Below are 16167 nucleotides of genomic sequence, written 5' to 3' on the forward strand. Positions count from 1 at the left end.
TCCGGTCAGCGGCCCAGGATGAAGGCGCGCGGGTTTCGTTCGATCATCCGCGCGAGCGAGCCGAAGGCCGCGGTGGCGCGGCGCAGCTCGCTCAGCGTGCTGACCATCTCGGAATTGAAGGTCGAGCGGTCGCCATAGGCGGCCACCAACCCCTGGGCCTGGGTGACGAGCGCGTCAAGCTTTGCCGTCAGCTCGGGCAGCTTGCCCGAAGCGTCGGAGATCGCGCTCGCGGCATCCTGCGTCGCGACCAGCGTGCCGTTCAGCTTCTCGGCCGCCCCGCCCGCGCGCAGCTCCTCGAGCAGACCGGCGGTCTGTTCGAGCGTGTCGGAGAGCGCCTTCGGCAGCCGCTCGGCATCCTTGGTGCCCAGCATGCCGCGGAGATCGGCGATCAGCCCGTCGACGTTCTTGCCGATATCCTCGAGCGGCATCGCCGCCACCGCCTGCGCCGCCTTGTCGGCGGAATCGAGCGTCTCGTGCAGCCCGTCGATCTCGGTCAGGAAGCTCGAGGCCGCCTCGGACACGCCGTCGATCGCGGTGATCGTCTTGTTCGCCGCGTCCTGCTTGTTCAGCTCGCCGACAAGGGTCTGCATCTCGGTCAGCAAGCCCGAGAGGTTCCCCGGAACCGCCCGCGTGTCCTGGCTTTCGGCGATCGCCGAGACCGAATCGAGCGTGCGGATCGCCGAGGCCATCAGCTCCTCGATCGGCAGCTTGTTGATCCGGCCGAAGACATCCTTGGCCGAGGCAGCAAGGTCGTTTTGCGCCGCGGGGGCCGTGGGGATCGTCGGGAAGGGTTTCGCGTCGAGCCCCATCTTCGCCACCGGCAGGTCGGGAATATCGGCAAGCTCGATCACCAGCGTCGTGCCCAGAAGCCCGGTGCCGGCGATGCGGGCGCGCAGCCCGGCCTCGACCTCGGTCTCGAGGAACTCGGTGACGATCTGCGTGTCGGTGTCGCGCGCCAGACCAAGCCGCTCGGGCGAGAGCGCGATCACCACCTGCTGCTGAGCATAGCGGGTGCCGGTGGAATCGGTCTGCACCTTGACCGAGACATCGGTGACCTCGCCCGCCTCGACGCCGCGGAACTGCACCTTCGAGCCGCGCGACAGCCCGCTGATCGCGTCGTCGAACAGCAGCGTGTAGCGCGGCGGATCGACCAGCTCGGCGCCGAAGATCGAGGCCTTCGCCTCTTCCGCGCTCGGATAGAGACGGAAGGCGTGGCCGTTCTCGACCAGGCCGCCACCGGTCGAGAGGGTGTCGAACTCGACCCCGCCCTGCACCAGCGTGGCGAGCGAGCGCATGTCGAGGCTGACCCCCGAGGCCCCGAGCGAGACCGAGATCCCCGAGGTGTCCCAGAACCGGGTGGTGGTGCTCAGCCGCTTGTCATGCGGTGCCTCGATATAGGCGTCGACGGTGACGCCCGAGTCGCCCTCGTTCAGCCGCAGGTTCTGGATCCGGCCGACGGTGACGCCGCGAAACAGCACCGGCGCCCCCTCGGCGATGCCGCCCGCATCGTCGGCGCGCAGCTCGACCACCGTGCCCTTGGTCGGGTCGGGGGCGACGGGCGGGCGGTCGAGCCCGGTGAAGAGGGTCTTGTGCCCCTTCGGCGTCGCGTCCCACCAGCCCTCGATGAAGGCGCCCGACAGCACCGTGTCGAGCCGCGAGATCCCCTGCGTGGTGACCTCGGGGCGCACCACCCAGAAGCGCGCCTCGTCGTCGATGTATTGCGCGACGTCCTTGTTCACCCGCACGCCGACGCGCACCGAGGTGAGGTCGGGGCTGAAGCCCACGCTCTCGACCTTGCCGACATCGACCTCGCGGAATTTCAGCGGCGTCTCGCCGGGCACGATGCCGGTCGCGTCGGCGAAGTCGATCTCGATCAGCATGCCGCGGTCGGCATAGGTCTTCCAGGCGATGCCGAGGGTGATCGCCAGCGCCAGAAGCGGCACCAGCCAGACCACCGAGAGCCGGGTCCAGATCGGGTTCGGCGCGGGTTCGGTCTTCAGCGCGGCGGGCTGCGGGTCAGTCGTCATGGGTCACTCGTTCTCCGTGGGGCCGCGCCAGATCAGCCGGGGGTCGAAGCTTTGCGCCGAGAGCATGGTGAAGGCAACCGAAAGCGCGAAGGCCGCGGCGGCCGGCCCCGGATGGATCGAGGCGACGAAGCCGAGCTGCACCAGCGCCGACAGAACCGCCACCACGAAGACGTCGATCATCGACCAGCGGCCGATGAACTCGACCACCTCGTAGAGCAGCAGATGGCGGTGACTGCCGGCCCGCCGCTCGGTGCCGACGGACAGGGCAAGATAGGCGATGGCGAGGAATTTCGAGATCGGGATCAGGATCGAGGCAAGGAAGATGATCCCCGCCACGCCCCAGCTGCCGTGCTGCGCCAGCTCGACCGCGCCGCCGAGGATGGTGTTCTGCTGATGCCCGGTGAGCGTCGCGGTCAGCAGCATCGGATAGAGGTTCGCCGGAATGTAGAAGATCAGCCCCGCCGCCCACCAGGCCCAGACCGGTTGCAGGCTTGCGGTGCTGACCGGGTGCAGATGCGCGCCACAGCGGCCGCAGCGCGCCGTGCCCGCGGGCCAGACCCGGCCGCAGCTGGTGCAGCCGGTCAACCCGGCATCGGTCGCGGTGAGGAAGGGGGGATGGTCGGTCATCGGCCGATCGCCTCCCAGATCGTCCACTTGCTCATGAAGGCGGTCTTCAGCACGGTGACCACGATCAGCGTGCAAAAGGCCCAGAACGCGGGGCCGAAGGAAATCTCGGCGAGCCCCGCCACCTTCACCAGCGCGACGCCGGTGCCGATGACGAAGATCTCGGCCATCGACCAGGGCTGCAGCTCCTCGGCGAAGCGAAAGGCGAAGGCGGCGTGGCGAAACGGCGGACGGCCGTTCGCCAGCGGCCAGAGCGTGTAGATCAGCGCGGTGAAACGGGCGACGGGCAGCAGCACGATCGCCAGCAGCACGGCAAGCGACAGCGGCGCGAGCCAGCCGTCCGAGAACGCCATCGCCGCCTCGAAGACCGAGCTTTCATGCGACAGCCCGTGCGAGGAGATGCCGAGGAAGGGGAAGAACACCGCCGCCACCATCAGGATCATCGCGGTGAAGGACAGCGCCACGACATGCAGGAAGGACCGGGTCCGCGGGGTGATCAGCAATGTGCCGCAGCGCGCGCAGGCGGCGCGCTCGGTCTCGGCCAGCGCATGGCTGCGATGCAGCGTATCGCAGCGCGGGCAGGCGATCAGCGCGTCTATGGTCTCGGGCGGCACGGACATGCCCCGAACATAGTCTCCCCCCGCCGCGCCGCAAGTCGCGCGCGACCGCCGGCGGATTTTTCCCGTTAAGGGCACATTAATGCCGCGCTGCTAGGCCTGCCGGAGGAGCAGGCGGGGGGCACCGATGAGCATGCGCGACAACGCCGTCCCGGTGATCATCAAGCGCAAGAAGGTGGTGCGCGGCGGCGGCGGGCACGGCGGCGCTTGGAAGGTGGCCTATGCCGACTTCGTCACCGCGATGATGGCCTTCTTCCTGGTGATGTGGCTGCTGAACGCGACCACGGAGAAACAGCGCAAGGGGCTGGCCGACTACTTCAATCCGACGGTGCCGATCAACCGGGTCTCGGGCGGGGGCGACGGCGCCTTCGGCGGCGATTCGGTGTTCTCGGACCGGCAGATGGCGCAGAACGGCACCGGCGCCTCCGAACAGCGGCCGACGACCGTGCAGCAGGCGCAGGGCGCTGGCGGCGCGGACGTCGCCGACGGCTCGCAGGACCAGCAGCAATTCGCGCAGATGGCGCGCGATGTCGATTCGGCCCTGCAGGGGCTGGGCGGCGAGTCGATGGCGACGCAGAACCTGGCGCGGCACATCGTGACGCGGGTGACGGACGAGGGGCTGATCGTCGAGTTCTTCGATCTCGACGGGGCGCCGCTGTTCACCGGCGACAGCGCCACGCCCGAACCCGTTCTGGGCGAGATCGCGGCGGTGCTGGCGAAGGTCTTCGGCCTGGTCACCAACAAGGTCGCGCTGAACGGCCATGTGCATGCCTATCCCGCGATGCTGCGCGAGAACCCGGTGTGGGACCTGTCGCTGGCCCGGGCGCAGGCGATGCGCGCGCAGCTCGAGCAGAAGGGATTCGACCGGCAGCGGATCCAGCGGGTGACCGGCTATGCCGACCGCGCCCCGGCGACCGAGCCGCCGATGGCGGCCCGCAACAACCGGCTCGAACTGATCCTGCTGCGCGAGCAGCACTAGAAAAGCGGGAAAATCGGCCATGTTAGGCGGCTGTTAACACGGCCTGCCGCAGAGTTCCGGCTGATCGAAGGACGCAGCAGCAGAAAGGCGCTTTCATGTCCATTTCCTCTTCGCTCAATGCGGGTGTGGCCGGCCTTGCGGCCAATGCGACCCGACTCGCGACGATCTCCGACAACATCGCCAATTCCGGCACCTATGGGTACAAGCGCGCCACCACCGATTTCGAAAGCATGGTTCTCGCGCAGACCCGCAATTCGGGCACCTATTCCGCCGGCGGCGTCCGCGCCTCGACCGGGCGGCTGATCGACGAGCGCGGCTCGATCGTCTCCACCGCCAACGCGACCGATCTCGCGGTGTCCGGCCGTGGCTTCCTCCCCGTTGCCAGCGCCGCGACCTATGACAAGACGCAGGGCGAACAGCCGCTGATGATGACCACCACGGGGTCGTTCCACACCGACAGCGACGGCGTGCTGCGCACCGATTCTGGGCTTGTGCTGCTGGGCTGGCCGGCGAATGCCGACGGCTCGATCCCGACGATGCCGCGCGACACCGTCGGCGGCCTCGTTCCGGTGGTGATCAACGCCAACCAGACCGCGGGCGACCCGACCACGGCGATGAACCTCGGGGTAAATCTGCCCTCCTCGGAAACCGGCGCGGGCAGCAGCGGCGATGCGCTGCCGCTCTCGGTCGAGTATTTCGGGAACCTCGGGAATTCGGAATCGCTCGACATCACCTTCACGCCCACGGTGCCGGCGAGCGGCTCCTCGAACGAATGGACGATGGTGATCCGCGATTCGGCGACGATCGACGATCCGGCCACCGCCGCGGACGAAAGCATCATGGGCGAGTATACGCTGGTCTTCGACAACACCAGCGTGAACGGCGGCACGCTCGCCTCGGTCTCGACGCTGTCGGGCGGCACCTATGACCCCGCGACCGGCACCGTGAGCCTCGGCGTGGCCGAGGGGCTGCAGAACATCACCCTGACGATCGGCAAGATCGGCGATGCCAACGGTCTGACGCAGCTCGCCACCGATTTCGCGCCGACCTCGATCACCAAGGACGGCTCGCCGGTCGGCAATCTGACCGCGGTCGAGATCGACGACGCGGGCTTCATCAAGGCCACCTACGACACCGGCTTCATCCGGACGGTCTATCAGATCCCGCTGGTCGACGTGCCGAATCCGAACGGGCTCAGCGCGCTCGACAACCAGACCTTTCAGGTCTCGCCGACCTCCGGCTCGTTCTTCCTGTGGGATGCCGGCGACGGCCCGACGGGCACGATCGAGGGCTATGCGCGCGAGGGCTCGGCCGTCGACGTGGCGCAGGAGCTGACCAACCTGATCCAGACCCAGCGCGCCTACTCCTCGAACGCCAAGGTCATCCAGACCGTGGACGAGATGTTGCAGGAGACGACGAACATCAAGCGCTGAAGCCCGTAAGCGGGAGACGATCTCATGAGCATCTCATCGGCCTTCAACAACGCCACCTCCGGGCTGACGGCCACGTCGCGGATGGCAGAGGTCGTCTCCTCGAACATCGCGAATGCGCTGACCGATGGCTATGCGCGGCGCGAGGTCGGGCTCTCCGCCCGCACCGGCGGCGGGGTGAGCATCGACAGCGTGTCGCGCGCGGTCAGCGAGTCGCTGCAGCAAAACCTGCGTCTTGCCGGCGCCGCAGCCGGCAATGCCGAAACCCGGACCAGCTTTCTGCAGCGCTTCGAGGATCAGCTTGGCACGCCCGGCGAGAGCGGGTCGCTCTCGACCGCCTTTTCCGATCTCGAGACCTCGCTGATCGCGGCCTCGAGTCAACCCGACAGCACCGCCCGGCTGACCGCCGCCGCCACCGCGGCCGGCACGCTCGCCGACAAGCTCAACGCGGTTTCCGCCGATCTGCAGCACAGCCGGCTGGAGGCCGACCGCTCGATCGCGACGCAGGTCGACACCCTGAACGCGGCGCTGCAACAGGTTGCCGATCTGAACCGGACGATCACCGGCGAGCTGGCGAACGGGCGCGATGCGAACGGCCTGATCGACACGCGTCAGGCCCTGATCGCCAAGATCGGCGAGATCGTGCCCTTGCGCAGCGCCCCCCATCAGGGCGGGCAGGTGACGCTTTACACCACCGGCGGGGCGCTTTTGCTTGACGGGACCTCGACGGTCGAGATCGGCTTCACCCCGGTCGGGGCGATGACCGCGGACATGACCCTGGCGGGCGGCGCGCTCTCCGGTCTGACGATCAACGGCCAGCCGATCGCGTCGACGGATGACGGCGTGCTGGGCGGCGGCACGCTCGGCGCCACATTCGCGGTGCGCGACACGCTCGCCCCCGCGGCGCAATCGCAGATCGACGCCCTCGCCCGCAACCTTGTCGAGCGTTTCGCGGACCCGGGCGTGGACCCGACCCTCGCGGCAGGCGCGGCGGGCCTCTTCACCGATGCCGGCACGGCCTTCGATGCCGCGAACGAGGCGGGGCTCGCCGGCCGCCTCCGGCTCAACGCGCTGGTCGATCCCGCCGCGGGCGGTGCGGTCTGGCGCCTGCGCGACGGGCTCGGGGCCACGGCACAGGGGCCGGTCGGCAATGCGACGCTGCTGAACGCACTCTCCGACGCGCTCGCCCAGGACGTCGTGCCGGCGTCCGGTGCGCTTGGCACGGCCGCACGCAGCGCTGCGGGCCTCGCGGCCGAGCTGCTCTCGCAGGCCTCGACCGCCCGCCAGTCCGCCGAGCTGCGCAGCACCTCGGCGGCAGCACAGCACGACAGCCTGTCGGAGGCGGCCTTGTCCGAGGGGATCGACACCGATTACGAGATGCAGACCCTTCTGCAAATCGAGCAGAGCTATGCGGCGAACGCCCGTGTCATCCAGGCGATCGACGACATGATGCAACGGATTCTGGAGCTTTGAGATGGCCTATGTATCGATCGGCGACATGGCGCAGAGCTTCCGCTTCCGGCAGCACAACCAGCAGCTGAAGACCACCCTCGCCCGGCTGACCGACGAGGTGGCAAGCGGCGTGCAGCAGGATGTCGGCGCGGCGCTGAAGGGGGAATTCACCGGCTATTCGGCCCTCGTCGCCTCCATCGCGCGGCTCGATGCCTATGACACCTCGGCCAGCGTCACCGGCACCTTCCTCTCGGTGATGCAGACCGCGCTCGGCACGATCCAGGATCAGACGGCGGAATTCGGGACGACGCTGATCTCCGCCGGGCAGAATGGCGACAGCGCGGCCCTTGCCGCCGCGGCGAAGGACGGCGCGCAGCGGTTTGCCGCGGTGGCGGGCGCGCTGAACACGCAGGCGGCCGGACGCTATGTCTTTGCCGGGATGGACACCGCCACCCGGCCGCTGGCGGATCCCGACCAGATCCTGACCGCGCTTTCGACCGCGGTCTCGGGGCTTTCGACGGCGGACGAGATCATCACCGCGGTGAACGACTGGTTTGCCGCCCCCGCCGGCAGCGGCGGCTATGGCGATCTGGCCTATCAGGGCAGTGCCAGCCCGCTCGCGCCGCAGCGCGTTTCCGAGACCGTGGCCGTCTCCGCCGACATCACCGCGGCGGACACCCGGCTGCGCGATGTCCTGCAGGGGCTGGCGCTGTCGGCCCTTGTCGCGAAGGACATGGTGCCGGCGGATGCTGCGCTGCGCTCCCGGGTACTCGAGACCGCCGGTCAGCAGGTGCTCTCGGCCAGCAGCGCGCTCACCGGCACCCGCGCCGAGGTCGGCGTGGCGGAAGAGGCCACTGCGGCGGCGAAGACCCGCAACGGCGCCGAACGGACCAGCCTTGAAACCGCGAGGCTCGGCATGGTGGCCGCCGATCCCTATGAGACTTCAACCGCCCTGAAGGCGGTCCAGACCCAGCTGGAAACGCTCTACGCGCTCACCTCGCGGCTTTCCGGCATGCATCTGACGGATTACCTGTGATGCGCCTTCTCGCCCTGCTGGTCCTGCTGCTCCTGCCCCTCTCGGTCGAGGCCGCCTCGATCCGCATCAAGGATCTGGTCGAGTTCGACGGCGTGCGCGGCAACGATCTTGTCGGATACGGGCTGGTGGTCGGCCTGAACGGCACCGGCGACGGCATCCGCAACGCCCCCTTCACCGAAGAGATCATGTCGAACGTCCTCGAACGTCTGGGCGTCAACGTGACCGGCGAACAGGTCCGGCCGAAGAACGTCGCGGCGGTTCTGGTGACCGCCTCGCTTCCCGCCTTCGCCCGCTCCGGCCGCGAGATCGACGTGACGGTTTCCGCGATCGGCGATGCGAAGAGCCTGCTTGGCGGCACGCTGGTGATGACCCCGCTAAAGGCGGCGGATGGCGAGATCTACGCCGTCGCGCAGGGCACGATCATCGCCGGCGGCGTCTCGGCCAGCGGCCAGGCCGCCAGCGTGACGCGCGGCGTGCCGACCTCGGGCACGATCCCGTCGGGCGCGCGCGTCGAGCGCGAGGTCGCCTTCGAGCTCGACAGCCTGCGCGAGGTCCGCCTTGCACTCCGGACGCCAGATTTCACCACCGCCTCGCGGATCGAGGCCTCGATCAACCGCGAATTCCACCGGCGGGTCGCGCGGATGACGGATGCGGGCACGGTCTCGGTCGACCTCGGCCAGGCCGGGGCCTCGAACGCCGCCCATGTCATCAGCCGGATCGAGAACATCCGGATCGAGCCCGAGCAGAAAGCGCGCGTGGTGATCGACCAGCGTTCGGGCACGATCGTGATCGGCGAGGATGTCCGGATCTCCCGCGTTGCCGTCAGCCAGGGCAGCCTGACGCTGCGGATCGAGGAAACCCCGATGGTATCGCAGCCGAACCCCTTCGCCCGCGGCGAGACTGTGGTCGTGCCGCGCACCAATGCCAGCATCGAGCAGGGCGGCGGCTCGAAGATCGCCGAGATCGCCAGCACAAGTTCGCTCTCGGATGTCGTTGCAGGGCTGAACGCGCTCGGCGTGCCCCCGCGCGACATGATCGACATCCTCAACAGCATCCACGCCGCCGGCGCGCTGCATGCGGAGATGGTCCTGAACTAGGGGCGCGCCAAGCGCGGCGGCCACCGGGCCGGGGAGAGCGCCGACGCTCGCCCTCTGCCGGACGCACGGTGGCGCGGCGCTGCCCCCCGCGGCAGCCGTCCCGAAGGGCGGGTCACGGCCCCTCCCCTTGATCGGGGCACGCTCCCGACCTAGCAATGAAGCCGCCTCGTCGAGGCGGATTTCACAAGGACGGACGCATGGCACAGCAAAGCGCGGTTTGGGGCATCCACATGGGCGAACATGTCGCCGCGCGGCCGATCGAACTTGGCTATGTCGCCATCGGCTGGCCCGAACTGGGCGATCTCGGCCAGTATCCGGACCGCGAGGCGCTGAAGACCGCGCTCGCCCGCACCTATCCCGACAAGAAGCCGGGCGCCCTGCCCGTCGATGCCGGCACGTTGTTCCGCTTCTGCCGCGAGATCCGCCCCGGCGACATCGTCATCTATCCCTCGAAGCACGACCGCATGGTCAATATCGGACGCTTCCGGGGCGATTACGCGCATGTGCCGGGCGATCCCGACGAATACCCCAACCAGCGCCACGTCGCGTGGCTGGGCCGGTTCCCGCGCAGCAACTTCAGCCAGAGCGCGCTGAACGAGATCGGCTCCTTCATCACGCTCTTCGCCGTGCGCGAACACGCGGCGGAGTTTCTGGACAAGGTCGGCCTGGCCGTGCCGCAACCGCCCGAGGCCGCCCTCCTGCCGGCCGAGACCGCGACCGATGACGATACCGCCACCGTGGCGGTGTCGCGGCAGGCCGAAATGACGACCGGCGATTTCGTGATCCGGCAGATCATGACGAAACTGACCGGCTATGAATTCGAGGAACTCGTCGCCCATCTGCTCGAGTGCATGGATTACACTGCCCGCGTGACGCCGCGGGCGGGCGACGGCGGCGTCGACGTGATCGCGCATCGCGACAAGCTGGGGTTCGAGCCGCCGATCCTGAAGGTCCAGTGCAAGCGCAGGACCGATCAGATTTCACGCCCCGAGGTCGATCAGCTGCTCGGCACCCTGGGCGACGGCGAATGCGGTCTTTTCATCACGCTCGGGTCCTTCAGCAGCCAGTCGATCCAGCTGGAGCGCAACCGCCCGAAGCTGCGGCTGATCGACGGCGAGGACTTCGTGGAGCTGCTGCTCGCGCATTATGCGCGGCTCGCCCCGCGCTATCGCTCGATCATTCCGCTCAAGCAGATCTACGTGCCCGATCTGCAGGGCTGAGCCGGTCGCGGCGCCGCCCCACCCCAGGCCGCCCCTCCGTTTCGCAAGTTCCCGAATTCCGGCAGAGGACAGTTCCGATGGCCCGCGCCCTGCGCCTTTTCTCCAATGTCCTTTTCGCGCTGACGGTGCTGGCCGGCAGCCTCTGGGCCGCTACGGCGCTCTGGCTGCACCTGGCGGGCCTCCCGCGCCTTGCCGCCCTCGCCGCGCTGGTGCTGGCCGCGGCCGGCGCCGTCACCGCACGGACCCGCAGACGCCCGGCCGGCTGGGCCGTGCTGGCCCTGGCGGCGCTGGTGGTTGGTGGCTGGTATCAGACGATCACCCCGCGTGCCGACCGGGACTGGGCGGTGGACGTGTCGCGCGGCGTGACGGCGCGGGTTTCGGGCGGGATCGTCACGCTCGCGGACATCCGCGACTTCGACTGGCACAGCAAGGACGACGCGACGCCGCGCTGGATCACCCGCCGCGTCGATCTGGACCAGCTTGAGACCGTCGACATGATCACCTCGGTCTGGGACAACCCCGATATCGCCCATCTTCTGGTGAGCTTCGGCTTCAGCACCGGCGAGCATGTCGTCTTCTCGGTCGAGATCCGTCGCGAAAAGGGCGAGGAGTTCAACGAGATCGGCGGCTTCTTCCGGCAGTTCGAACTGGTGCTGATCGCCGCGACCGAGCGCGACATCCTGCGCCTGCGCACCGACCTGCGGCGCGAGGAGGTGCGGATGTATCCGGTGATTCTCACCGCCGAACAGCGCCGCACGCTGTTCCTGTCCTATGTCGAGCTTGCCCGGCAGCTCGAACGTCAGCCGCGCTTTTACAACACCATCACGGCGAATTGCACGACGGTGGTCTATGGGCTCGCGCTTGGCCTGAAATCGGATCTGCCGCTGAACGACAAGCTGATCCTGTCGGGCCGCCTGCCCGAATATCTCGAGGCGCTCCATGTCCTCGGCGGCGAGGGCACGATGGCCGAACGGCGGGCCGCGGCGCTGCTGCGTCCCGGGTCCGAGGGGCGGCATCCCGGTCTTGGTTACTCCGCGGCGATCCGGCTGAGATAGCGGCGTGGCCGGCGCCCCGGGAGCGCGCGACGCGGCGGTCTCCCGGCATCGGCAGCGACGGCCAGAAAACACGAAAGCCTCGCAACCTGAAGGGGTTGCGAGGCTTTCGAAGTATTGGTGCCCAGAAGAGGACTCGAACCTCCACGCCTTGCGGCACACGGACCTGAACCGTGCGCGTCTACCAATTCCGCCACCTGGGCCGGTGATGTGAGGGGGATTTACCGACCCCCGCCGGGAGTGTCAACAGGGTTTCGAAAGAAAATCTTCACGTCGCTGCAACACCTTCGTCAGGGTCTTGTTTGGCAGGGGGGTTGGCGGTAATCAGAATGCGACTTTTTCTCAGCAGGGGGCCGAAGCCGATGTCGAAGCTGGTCACGATCTATGGCGGTTCGGGTTTCGTCGGGCGGTACATCGCCCGCCGGATGGCGAAGGAAGGCTGGCGCGTGCGCATCGCCGTGCGGCGCCCGAACGAGGCTCTCTTCACCAAGCCCTATGGCGCCGTCGGCCAGGTCGAGCCGGTGCTGTGCAACGTCCGTGACGACGCGAGCGTGCGCGCCGCGATGCACGGCGCGGATGCGGTGGTGAACTGCGTCGGCATCCTGCTCGGCCGCGGCAAGAACCGCTTCGGTGCGATCCATGCCGAAGGCGCGCAGCGCATCGCGAAGATCGCGGCGGAAACCGGCGTCACCCGGCTGGTGCACATCTCGGCGCTTGGTGCCGATGCCGGCTCGCACAGCGAGTACAGCCGGACCAAGGCCGCAGGCGAGGCGGCGGTGCTCAAGGCCTTCCCGACGGCGATGATCCTGCGCCCCTCGGTGATCTTCGGCACCGAGGACCAGTTCTTCAACAAATTCGCCGCGATGACGAAATTCGGCCCGATCCTGCCGATCGCCGGCGGCAACACCCGCTTCCAGCCGGTCTATGTCGACGACGTGGCGAAGGCCGCGGTCAAGGGCGTGCTGGGCGAGGCGCAGGGCGTCTTCGAACTGGGCGGCCCGGACGTCGAGACCTTCAAGCAGCTGATGCAGCGCATGCTCGCGGTGATCGACCGCCGCCGTCTGGTGCTGAACCTGCCGCGCGTCGTCGCCTCGGCGATCGGGGTCGCGGGCGATGCGGTGCAGGGGCTGACCGGCGGGCTCGTCGCGAACAAGGTCCTGACCTTCGACCAGGTCCGCAACCTCTACACCGACAGTGTGGTCTCGGCCGGCGCCAAGGGCTTCGACGCGCTCGGCATCACCCCCACGCCGATGGGGGCGATCCTGCCCGACTACCTGTGGCGCTTCCGCCCGCATGGGCAGTACGAGACGATCCAGGCCTCGGCGAAGAACCTGCGCAAGCCGTCCTGATCCGGGGCGGCGGCAGCACATCCCGCATGGGAGGACAGCTTGTCCTATCTGAATGACGTGCTCCTCGGCATCATCGAGGGCATCACCGAGTTCCTGCCGATCTCGAGCACCGGGCACCTGCTGCTGGCCGAACACTGGCTTGGCGCCCGGTCCGACACCTACAACATCGTGATCCAGGCGGGGGCGATCCTCGCCGTCACGCTGATCTACTGGCAGCGGATCGTCGGGTTGTTCCTGAACTGGCGCGACCCCGAGAACCGCGATTACCTGCTCAAGCTGGCCATCGCCTTTGGGATCACCGCCGTGCTTGGCCTGGTGGTGAAGAAGCTGGGGTTCGAGCTGCCCGAGACGGTCACCCCCATCGCCTGGGCCCTGGTTCTGGGCGGTTTCTGGATCCTCGGCGCCGAGGCCCTTGCCGCGCGGCTGCCCGACAGCACCCGCATCACCTTGCGCGTCGCGATTGCCGTGGGTCTTGCGCAGATCGTCGCCGGGATCTTCCCCGGCACCTCGCGCTCGGGCGCGACGATCTTTGCGGCGATGCTGCTCGGCACCCCGAACCGCGCCGCGGCGACCGAGTTCGCCTTCCTCGTCGGCATCCCCACGATGTATGCGGCGAGCGGCTACGAGCTTCTGAAGCAGGTGAAGGACGGCGTCGGCCAGGAAGACTGGACCGGGCTCGGCATCGCCTTTGCCGTGTCGACCGTGACCGCCTTCGTCGCGGTGAAATGGCTGCTCGGCTTCATCCGGACCCATCGCTTCACCTCTTTCGCGATCTATCGCATCGCCTTCGGCGCGGTTCTGCTTGCCCTTGCGCAGGCCGGTGTCGTCAACTGAAACGAGAGAATCACCCTCACATCGGTGATTCCCGCCCCTGATTTTCTTGCCGAATTGCGCATAGGTCATCACTGCTGACGTTATTTGACCCAAAAAATTCACCCACCCCCGGTCATCCCGGTATTTTTCGGCCATTTAGGTCATATATGCTGACTTTTATTCCTCCGCGAAGCGGTGTAACTCATGCGCACCCGGAATTGCACCAATGGGAGGCGCATCCATGGCACAGCAACGCATGCTCAAGTTCGTCCACACGGCGAAGGAGATGCCCGAGAAGCGTGACGCGACCGTGCGCTCGCAGGATTTCCACGAGATCTACCGCGAGTTCGCCGATGCCAAGGCGGCCGAGCAGGCCAGCCGCTGCAGCCAGTGCGGCGTGCCCTACTGCCACTCGCATTGCCCGCTGCACAACAACATCCCCGACTGGCTGCGCCTGACCGCCGAGGGCCGGCTGCAGGAGGCCTACGAGATCAGCCAGGCCACCAACACCTTCCCCGAGATCTGCGGCCGGATCTGTCCGCAGGATCGCCTGTGCGAAGGCAACTGCGTGATCGAGCAGTCGGGCCACGGCACGGTGACGATCGGCGCGATCGAGAAATACATCACCGACACCGCCTGGGACATGGGCTGGGTCAAGCCGATCAAGCCGGCGGTCGAGCGCGCGGAAAGCGTGGGCATCATCGGCGGCGGCCCGGGCGGCCTTGCCGCGGCCGACGCGCTGCGCCGGGCGGGCGTGCAGGTGACCGTCTATGAACGCCACGACCGCGCCGGCGGGCTGCTGACCTATGGCATCCCGGGCTTCAAGCTGGAAAAGGACGTGGTGATGAGCCGCGTCAAACAGCTCGAGGAAGGCGGCGTCGAGTTCGTGCTGAACTGCAACGTCGGCGAGGACATCTCCTTCGACGCGATCCGCGGCAAGCATGACGCGGTGCTGATCGCCACGGGCGTCTACAAGACGCGCGACCTGCGCGACCCGGGCGCCGACGCCGCGGGCATCGTGCGCGCGATCGACTTCCTCACCGCCTCGAACAAGAAGGGCTTCGGCGACGACGTCCCGGAATACGACGACGGCACGCTGAACGCCGAGGGCAAGCGCGTGCTGGTGATCGGTGGCGGCGACACCGCGATGGACTGCGTGCGCACCTCGATCCGTCAAGGCGCGACCTCGGTCAAATGCGTCTACCGCCGCGACCGGGCGAACATGCCGGGCTCGCAGCGCGAGGTGAAGAACGCCGAGGAAGAGGGCGCCGAATTCGTCTGGCTCGCCGCGCCCAAGGCCTTCTCGGGCAACCCGGTGCGCTCGGTGTCGATCCAGCGCATGAAGCTCGGCGCGCCCGACGCCTCGGGCCGGCAGTCGCCGGAACCGATCGAGGGCGGGATCTACGAGGAACCGGCCGATCTGGTGATCAAGGCGCTCGGCTTCGAACCCGAGAACCTGCCCGAGATGTGGGGCGTCGACGCGCTCGAGACCACCCGCTGGGGCACGATCAAGGCGGCCTTCGGCACCCATGCGACCTCGCTGCCCGGCGTCTATGCCGTGGGCGACATCGTGCGCGGTGCCTCGCTCGTGGTCTGGGCGATCCGTGACGGCCGCGAGGCCGGCGCCGAGATCGTCAAGTATCTCGACGGCGCCTCGCGCGTCGCGGCCGAGTGAACGACCTTTCCCGTGTCCGGCCCCGGCCGGCACGGGAGGTCCCGACCCAGTTCGGAAGAAGGATGAGAATGCGTCCGGCTCTGGCATATCTGGCTCTGTTCGGAGGGCTGTGCGCGGCACTGCCGGCGCAGGCCGGCGGCACCTTCGCGCCGCCGCCGGGCTGCACGCTCGAGATGACGGTGCAGCTGCATTCGTGCCAGGTCGCCAACCACTATCGCTGCGCGGGCGACCCCGCGGGCGATCAGTGGGTGTCGCTGGCCGATGGCAAGGGCGAGTTCTTCCGCAGCCACATCGACAGCGAGACGCGCTGGATCGCCAGCCTCGACCTCGAGACCGGCGACTATGACGCGCTCGACGCCGCCGCCTCGGCCGACAATGCCTCGTTCAGCGCGCTGCTGTCGACGGGCCGTGACGATTACGACTTCATCACCCGCTCGACCAGCGGCGAGGTGCGGCGCTACATCGGCCACGACCAGCTGACCGGCGAGAGCGTGACGATCGGCGGCGTGGCGCTCGAACGCTGCGGCTTCGAGATGCGGATCGAGGACGGCGCCGGCAATGCGCTTGCCACCCGCAAGGGGATGCAGCTGATCTCGCGCAAGCTGCGTCTCTTCTTCTCGGACACCGAGACCTATGAAACCGTCCAGGGCGACCGCAGCGAGATCTCGCAGGCGCCCGTGACCTTCGCCTTTCCGGGCGACAAGGGCTTTGCCGCGGCCGAGCCCGAATTTGATTGCGACATGATGATGACCAACATGTCCCCGAACCCTGACCGTCCCACTCTCTGAGGAGGCAC

14 protein-coding genes and 1 tRNA gene are annotated in these 16167 nt (G+C 68.1%); 11 read left to right on the forward strand and 4 right to left on the reverse strand.

Annotated elements, in window-relative coordinates; translation table 11 throughout:
* Positions 1-5: 5 nt before the first annotated feature.
* Genes AC0QTQ_RS00110 through AC0QTQ_RS00120 form a run of 3 tightly spaced genes read right to left on the reverse strand, consistent with a single transcriptional unit; the run spans position 6 to position 3271 of the window.
* Positions 6-2027 carry a PqiB family protein gene (locus AC0QTQ_RS00110; protein WP_480257755.1) on the reverse strand — a complete coding sequence of 674 codons (2022 nt, stop codon included), beginning with the start codon at positions 2025-2027 and terminating at the stop codon, positions 6-8.
* A gap of 3 nt (positions 2028-2030) precedes the next feature.
* Positions 2031-2654, reverse strand: coding sequence for a paraquat-inducible protein A (locus AC0QTQ_RS00115; protein ID WP_480257756.1), 624 nt, complete (start codon positions 2652-2654; stop codon positions 2031-2033).
* On the reverse strand, positions 2651-3271 hold the full coding sequence (locus AC0QTQ_RS00120) for a paraquat-inducible protein A (protein ID WP_480257757.1): 621 nt from the start codon (positions 3269-3271) through the stop codon (positions 2651-2653). The genes AC0QTQ_RS00115 and AC0QTQ_RS00120 overlap by 4 nt, the downstream gene beginning before the upstream one ends.
* A 124-nt stretch (positions 3272-3395) precedes the next feature.
* Between AC0QTQ_RS00120 and AC0QTQ_RS00125 the strand changes: the two genes are divergently transcribed.
* The 7 genes from AC0QTQ_RS00125 to AC0QTQ_RS00155 all read left to right on the forward strand — a co-directional run bounded on the left by AC0QTQ_RS00125 (position 3396) and on the right by AC0QTQ_RS00155 (position 11537).
* The gene (locus tag AC0QTQ_RS00125) at positions 3396-4247 is read left to right on the forward strand and encodes a flagellar motor protein MotB (RefSeq protein WP_480257758.1); all 852 of its coding nucleotides are present in this window, start codon (positions 3396-3398) and stop codon (positions 4245-4247) included.
* 95 nt (positions 4248-4342) lie between these two features.
* Entirely contained in the window at positions 4343-5680 is a 1338-nt protein-coding gene (locus AC0QTQ_RS00130; protein ID WP_121534027.1) for a flagellar hook protein FlgE, read from the forward strand.
* Positions 5681-5704: 24 nt separating this feature from the next.
* Positions 5705-7150 (forward strand): flagellar hook-associated protein FlgK, encoded by a 1446-nt coding sequence (gene flgK / locus AC0QTQ_RS00135; RefSeq protein WP_480257759.1) that lies wholly within the window; start codon positions 5705-5707, stop codon positions 7148-7150.
* A 1-nt stretch (position 7151) separates the two neighbouring features.
* The gene (locus tag AC0QTQ_RS00140; RefSeq protein ID WP_480257760.1) at positions 7152-8165 is read left to right on the forward strand and encodes a flagellin; all 1014 of its coding nucleotides are present in this window, start codon (positions 7152-7154) and stop codon (positions 8163-8165) included.
* Positions 8165-9262 carry a flagellar basal body P-ring protein FlgI gene (locus tag AC0QTQ_RS00145; RefSeq protein ID WP_480257761.1) on the forward strand — a complete coding sequence of 366 codons (1098 nt, stop codon included), beginning with the start codon at positions 8165-8167 and terminating at the stop codon, positions 9260-9262. The genes AC0QTQ_RS00140 and AC0QTQ_RS00145 overlap by 1 nt, the downstream gene beginning before the upstream one ends.
* A 197-nt stretch (positions 9263-9459) precedes the next feature.
* Complete coding sequence (locus AC0QTQ_RS00150) at positions 9460-10482, forward strand: restriction endonuclease (RefSeq protein ID WP_480257762.1); 1023 nt, start codon at positions 9460-9462, stop codon at positions 10480-10482.
* 77 nt (positions 10483-10559) lie between these two features.
* On the forward strand, positions 10560-11537 hold the full coding sequence (locus AC0QTQ_RS00155) for an Lnb N-terminal periplasmic domain-containing protein (RefSeq protein ID WP_480257763.1): 978 nt from the start codon (positions 10560-10562) through the stop codon (positions 11535-11537).
* A 115-nt stretch (positions 11538-11652) separates the two neighbouring features.
* Here AC0QTQ_RS00155 and AC0QTQ_RS00160 read toward each other — a convergent pair.
* A tRNA-Leu gene (locus AC0QTQ_RS00160) sits at positions 11653-11737 on the reverse strand.
* Positions 11738-11896: 159 nt separating this feature from the next.
* Between AC0QTQ_RS00160 and AC0QTQ_RS00165 the strand changes: the two genes are divergently transcribed.
* The 4 genes from AC0QTQ_RS00165 (at position 11897) to AC0QTQ_RS00180 (ending at position 16159) form a co-directional block, all read left to right on the forward strand.
* The gene (locus AC0QTQ_RS00165; RefSeq protein ID WP_480257764.1) at positions 11897-12883 is read left to right on the forward strand and encodes a complex I NDUFA9 subunit family protein; all 987 of its coding nucleotides are present in this window, start codon (positions 11897-11899) and stop codon (positions 12881-12883) included.
* A 39-nt stretch (positions 12884-12922) separates the two neighbouring features.
* Positions 12923-13717 (forward strand): undecaprenyl-diphosphate phosphatase, encoded by a 795-nt coding sequence (locus AC0QTQ_RS00170; protein ID WP_480257765.1) that lies wholly within the window; start codon positions 12923-12925, stop codon positions 13715-13717.
* 220 nt (positions 13718-13937) lie between these two features.
* Positions 13938-15371: an NAD(P)-dependent oxidoreductase gene (locus AC0QTQ_RS00175; protein ID WP_121534019.1), complete on the forward strand. Its 1434-nt coding sequence runs from the start codon at positions 13938-13940 to the stop codon at positions 15369-15371.
* A 68-nt stretch (positions 15372-15439) separates the two neighbouring features.
* A complete protein-coding gene (locus tag AC0QTQ_RS00180) occupies positions 15440-16159 on the forward strand; it encodes a hypothetical protein (protein ID WP_480257766.1) in 720 nt (239 codons plus the stop codon).
* Positions 16160-16167 lie beyond the last annotated feature (8 nt).

The sequence above is a fragment of the Paenirhodobacter sp. YD-8 genome (genome assembly GCF_056590935.1).

Bases quoted from the DNA above. Each gene is read 5' to 3' on its own strand.
- AC0QTQ_RS00150 (WP_480257762.1), top strand. From the start codon at position 9,460: ATGGCACAGCAAAGCGCGGTTTGGGGCATCCACATGGGCGAACATGTC.
- AC0QTQ_RS00110 (WP_480257755.1), bottom strand. From the start codon at position 2,027: ATGACGACTGACCCGCAGCCCGCCGCGCTGAAGACCGAACCCGCGCCG.
- AC0QTQ_RS00125 (WP_480257758.1), top strand. From the start codon at position 3,396: ATGAGCATGCGCGACAACGCCGTCCCGGTGATCATCAAGCGCAAGAAG.
- AC0QTQ_RS00145 (WP_480257761.1), top strand. From the start codon at position 8,165: ATGCGCCTTCTCGCCCTGCTGGTCCTGCTGCTCCTGCCCCTCTCGGTC.
- AC0QTQ_RS00180 (WP_480257766.1), top strand. From the start codon at position 15,440: ATGCGTCCGGCTCTGGCATATCTGGCTCTGTTCGGAGGGCTGTGCGCG.
- flgK (WP_480257759.1), top strand. From the start codon at position 5,705: ATGAGCATCTCATCGGCCTTCAACAACGCCACCTCCGGGCTGACGGCC.
- AC0QTQ_RS00155 (WP_480257763.1), top strand. From the start codon at position 10,560: ATGGCCCGCGCCCTGCGCCTTTTCTCCAATGTCCTTTTCGCGCTGACG.
- AC0QTQ_RS00130 (WP_121534027.1), top strand. From the start codon at position 4,343: ATGTCCATTTCCTCTTCGCTCAATGCGGGTGTGGCCGGCCTTGCGGCC.
- AC0QTQ_RS00120 (WP_480257757.1), bottom strand. From the start codon at position 3,271: ATGTCCGTGCCGCCCGAGACCATAGACGCGCTGATCGCCTGCCCGCGC.
- AC0QTQ_RS00140 (WP_480257760.1), top strand. From the start codon at position 7,152: ATGGCCTATGTATCGATCGGCGACATGGCGCAGAGCTTCCGCTTCCGG.
- AC0QTQ_RS00115 (WP_480257756.1), bottom strand. From the start codon at position 2,654: ATGACCGACCATCCCCCCTTCCTCACCGCGACCGATGCCGGGTTGACC.
- AC0QTQ_RS00175 (WP_121534019.1), top strand. From the start codon at position 13,938: ATGGCACAGCAACGCATGCTCAAGTTCGTCCACACGGCGAAGGAGATG.
- AC0QTQ_RS00165 (WP_480257764.1), top strand. From the start codon at position 11,897: ATGTCGAAGCTGGTCACGATCTATGGCGGTTCGGGTTTCGTCGGGCGG.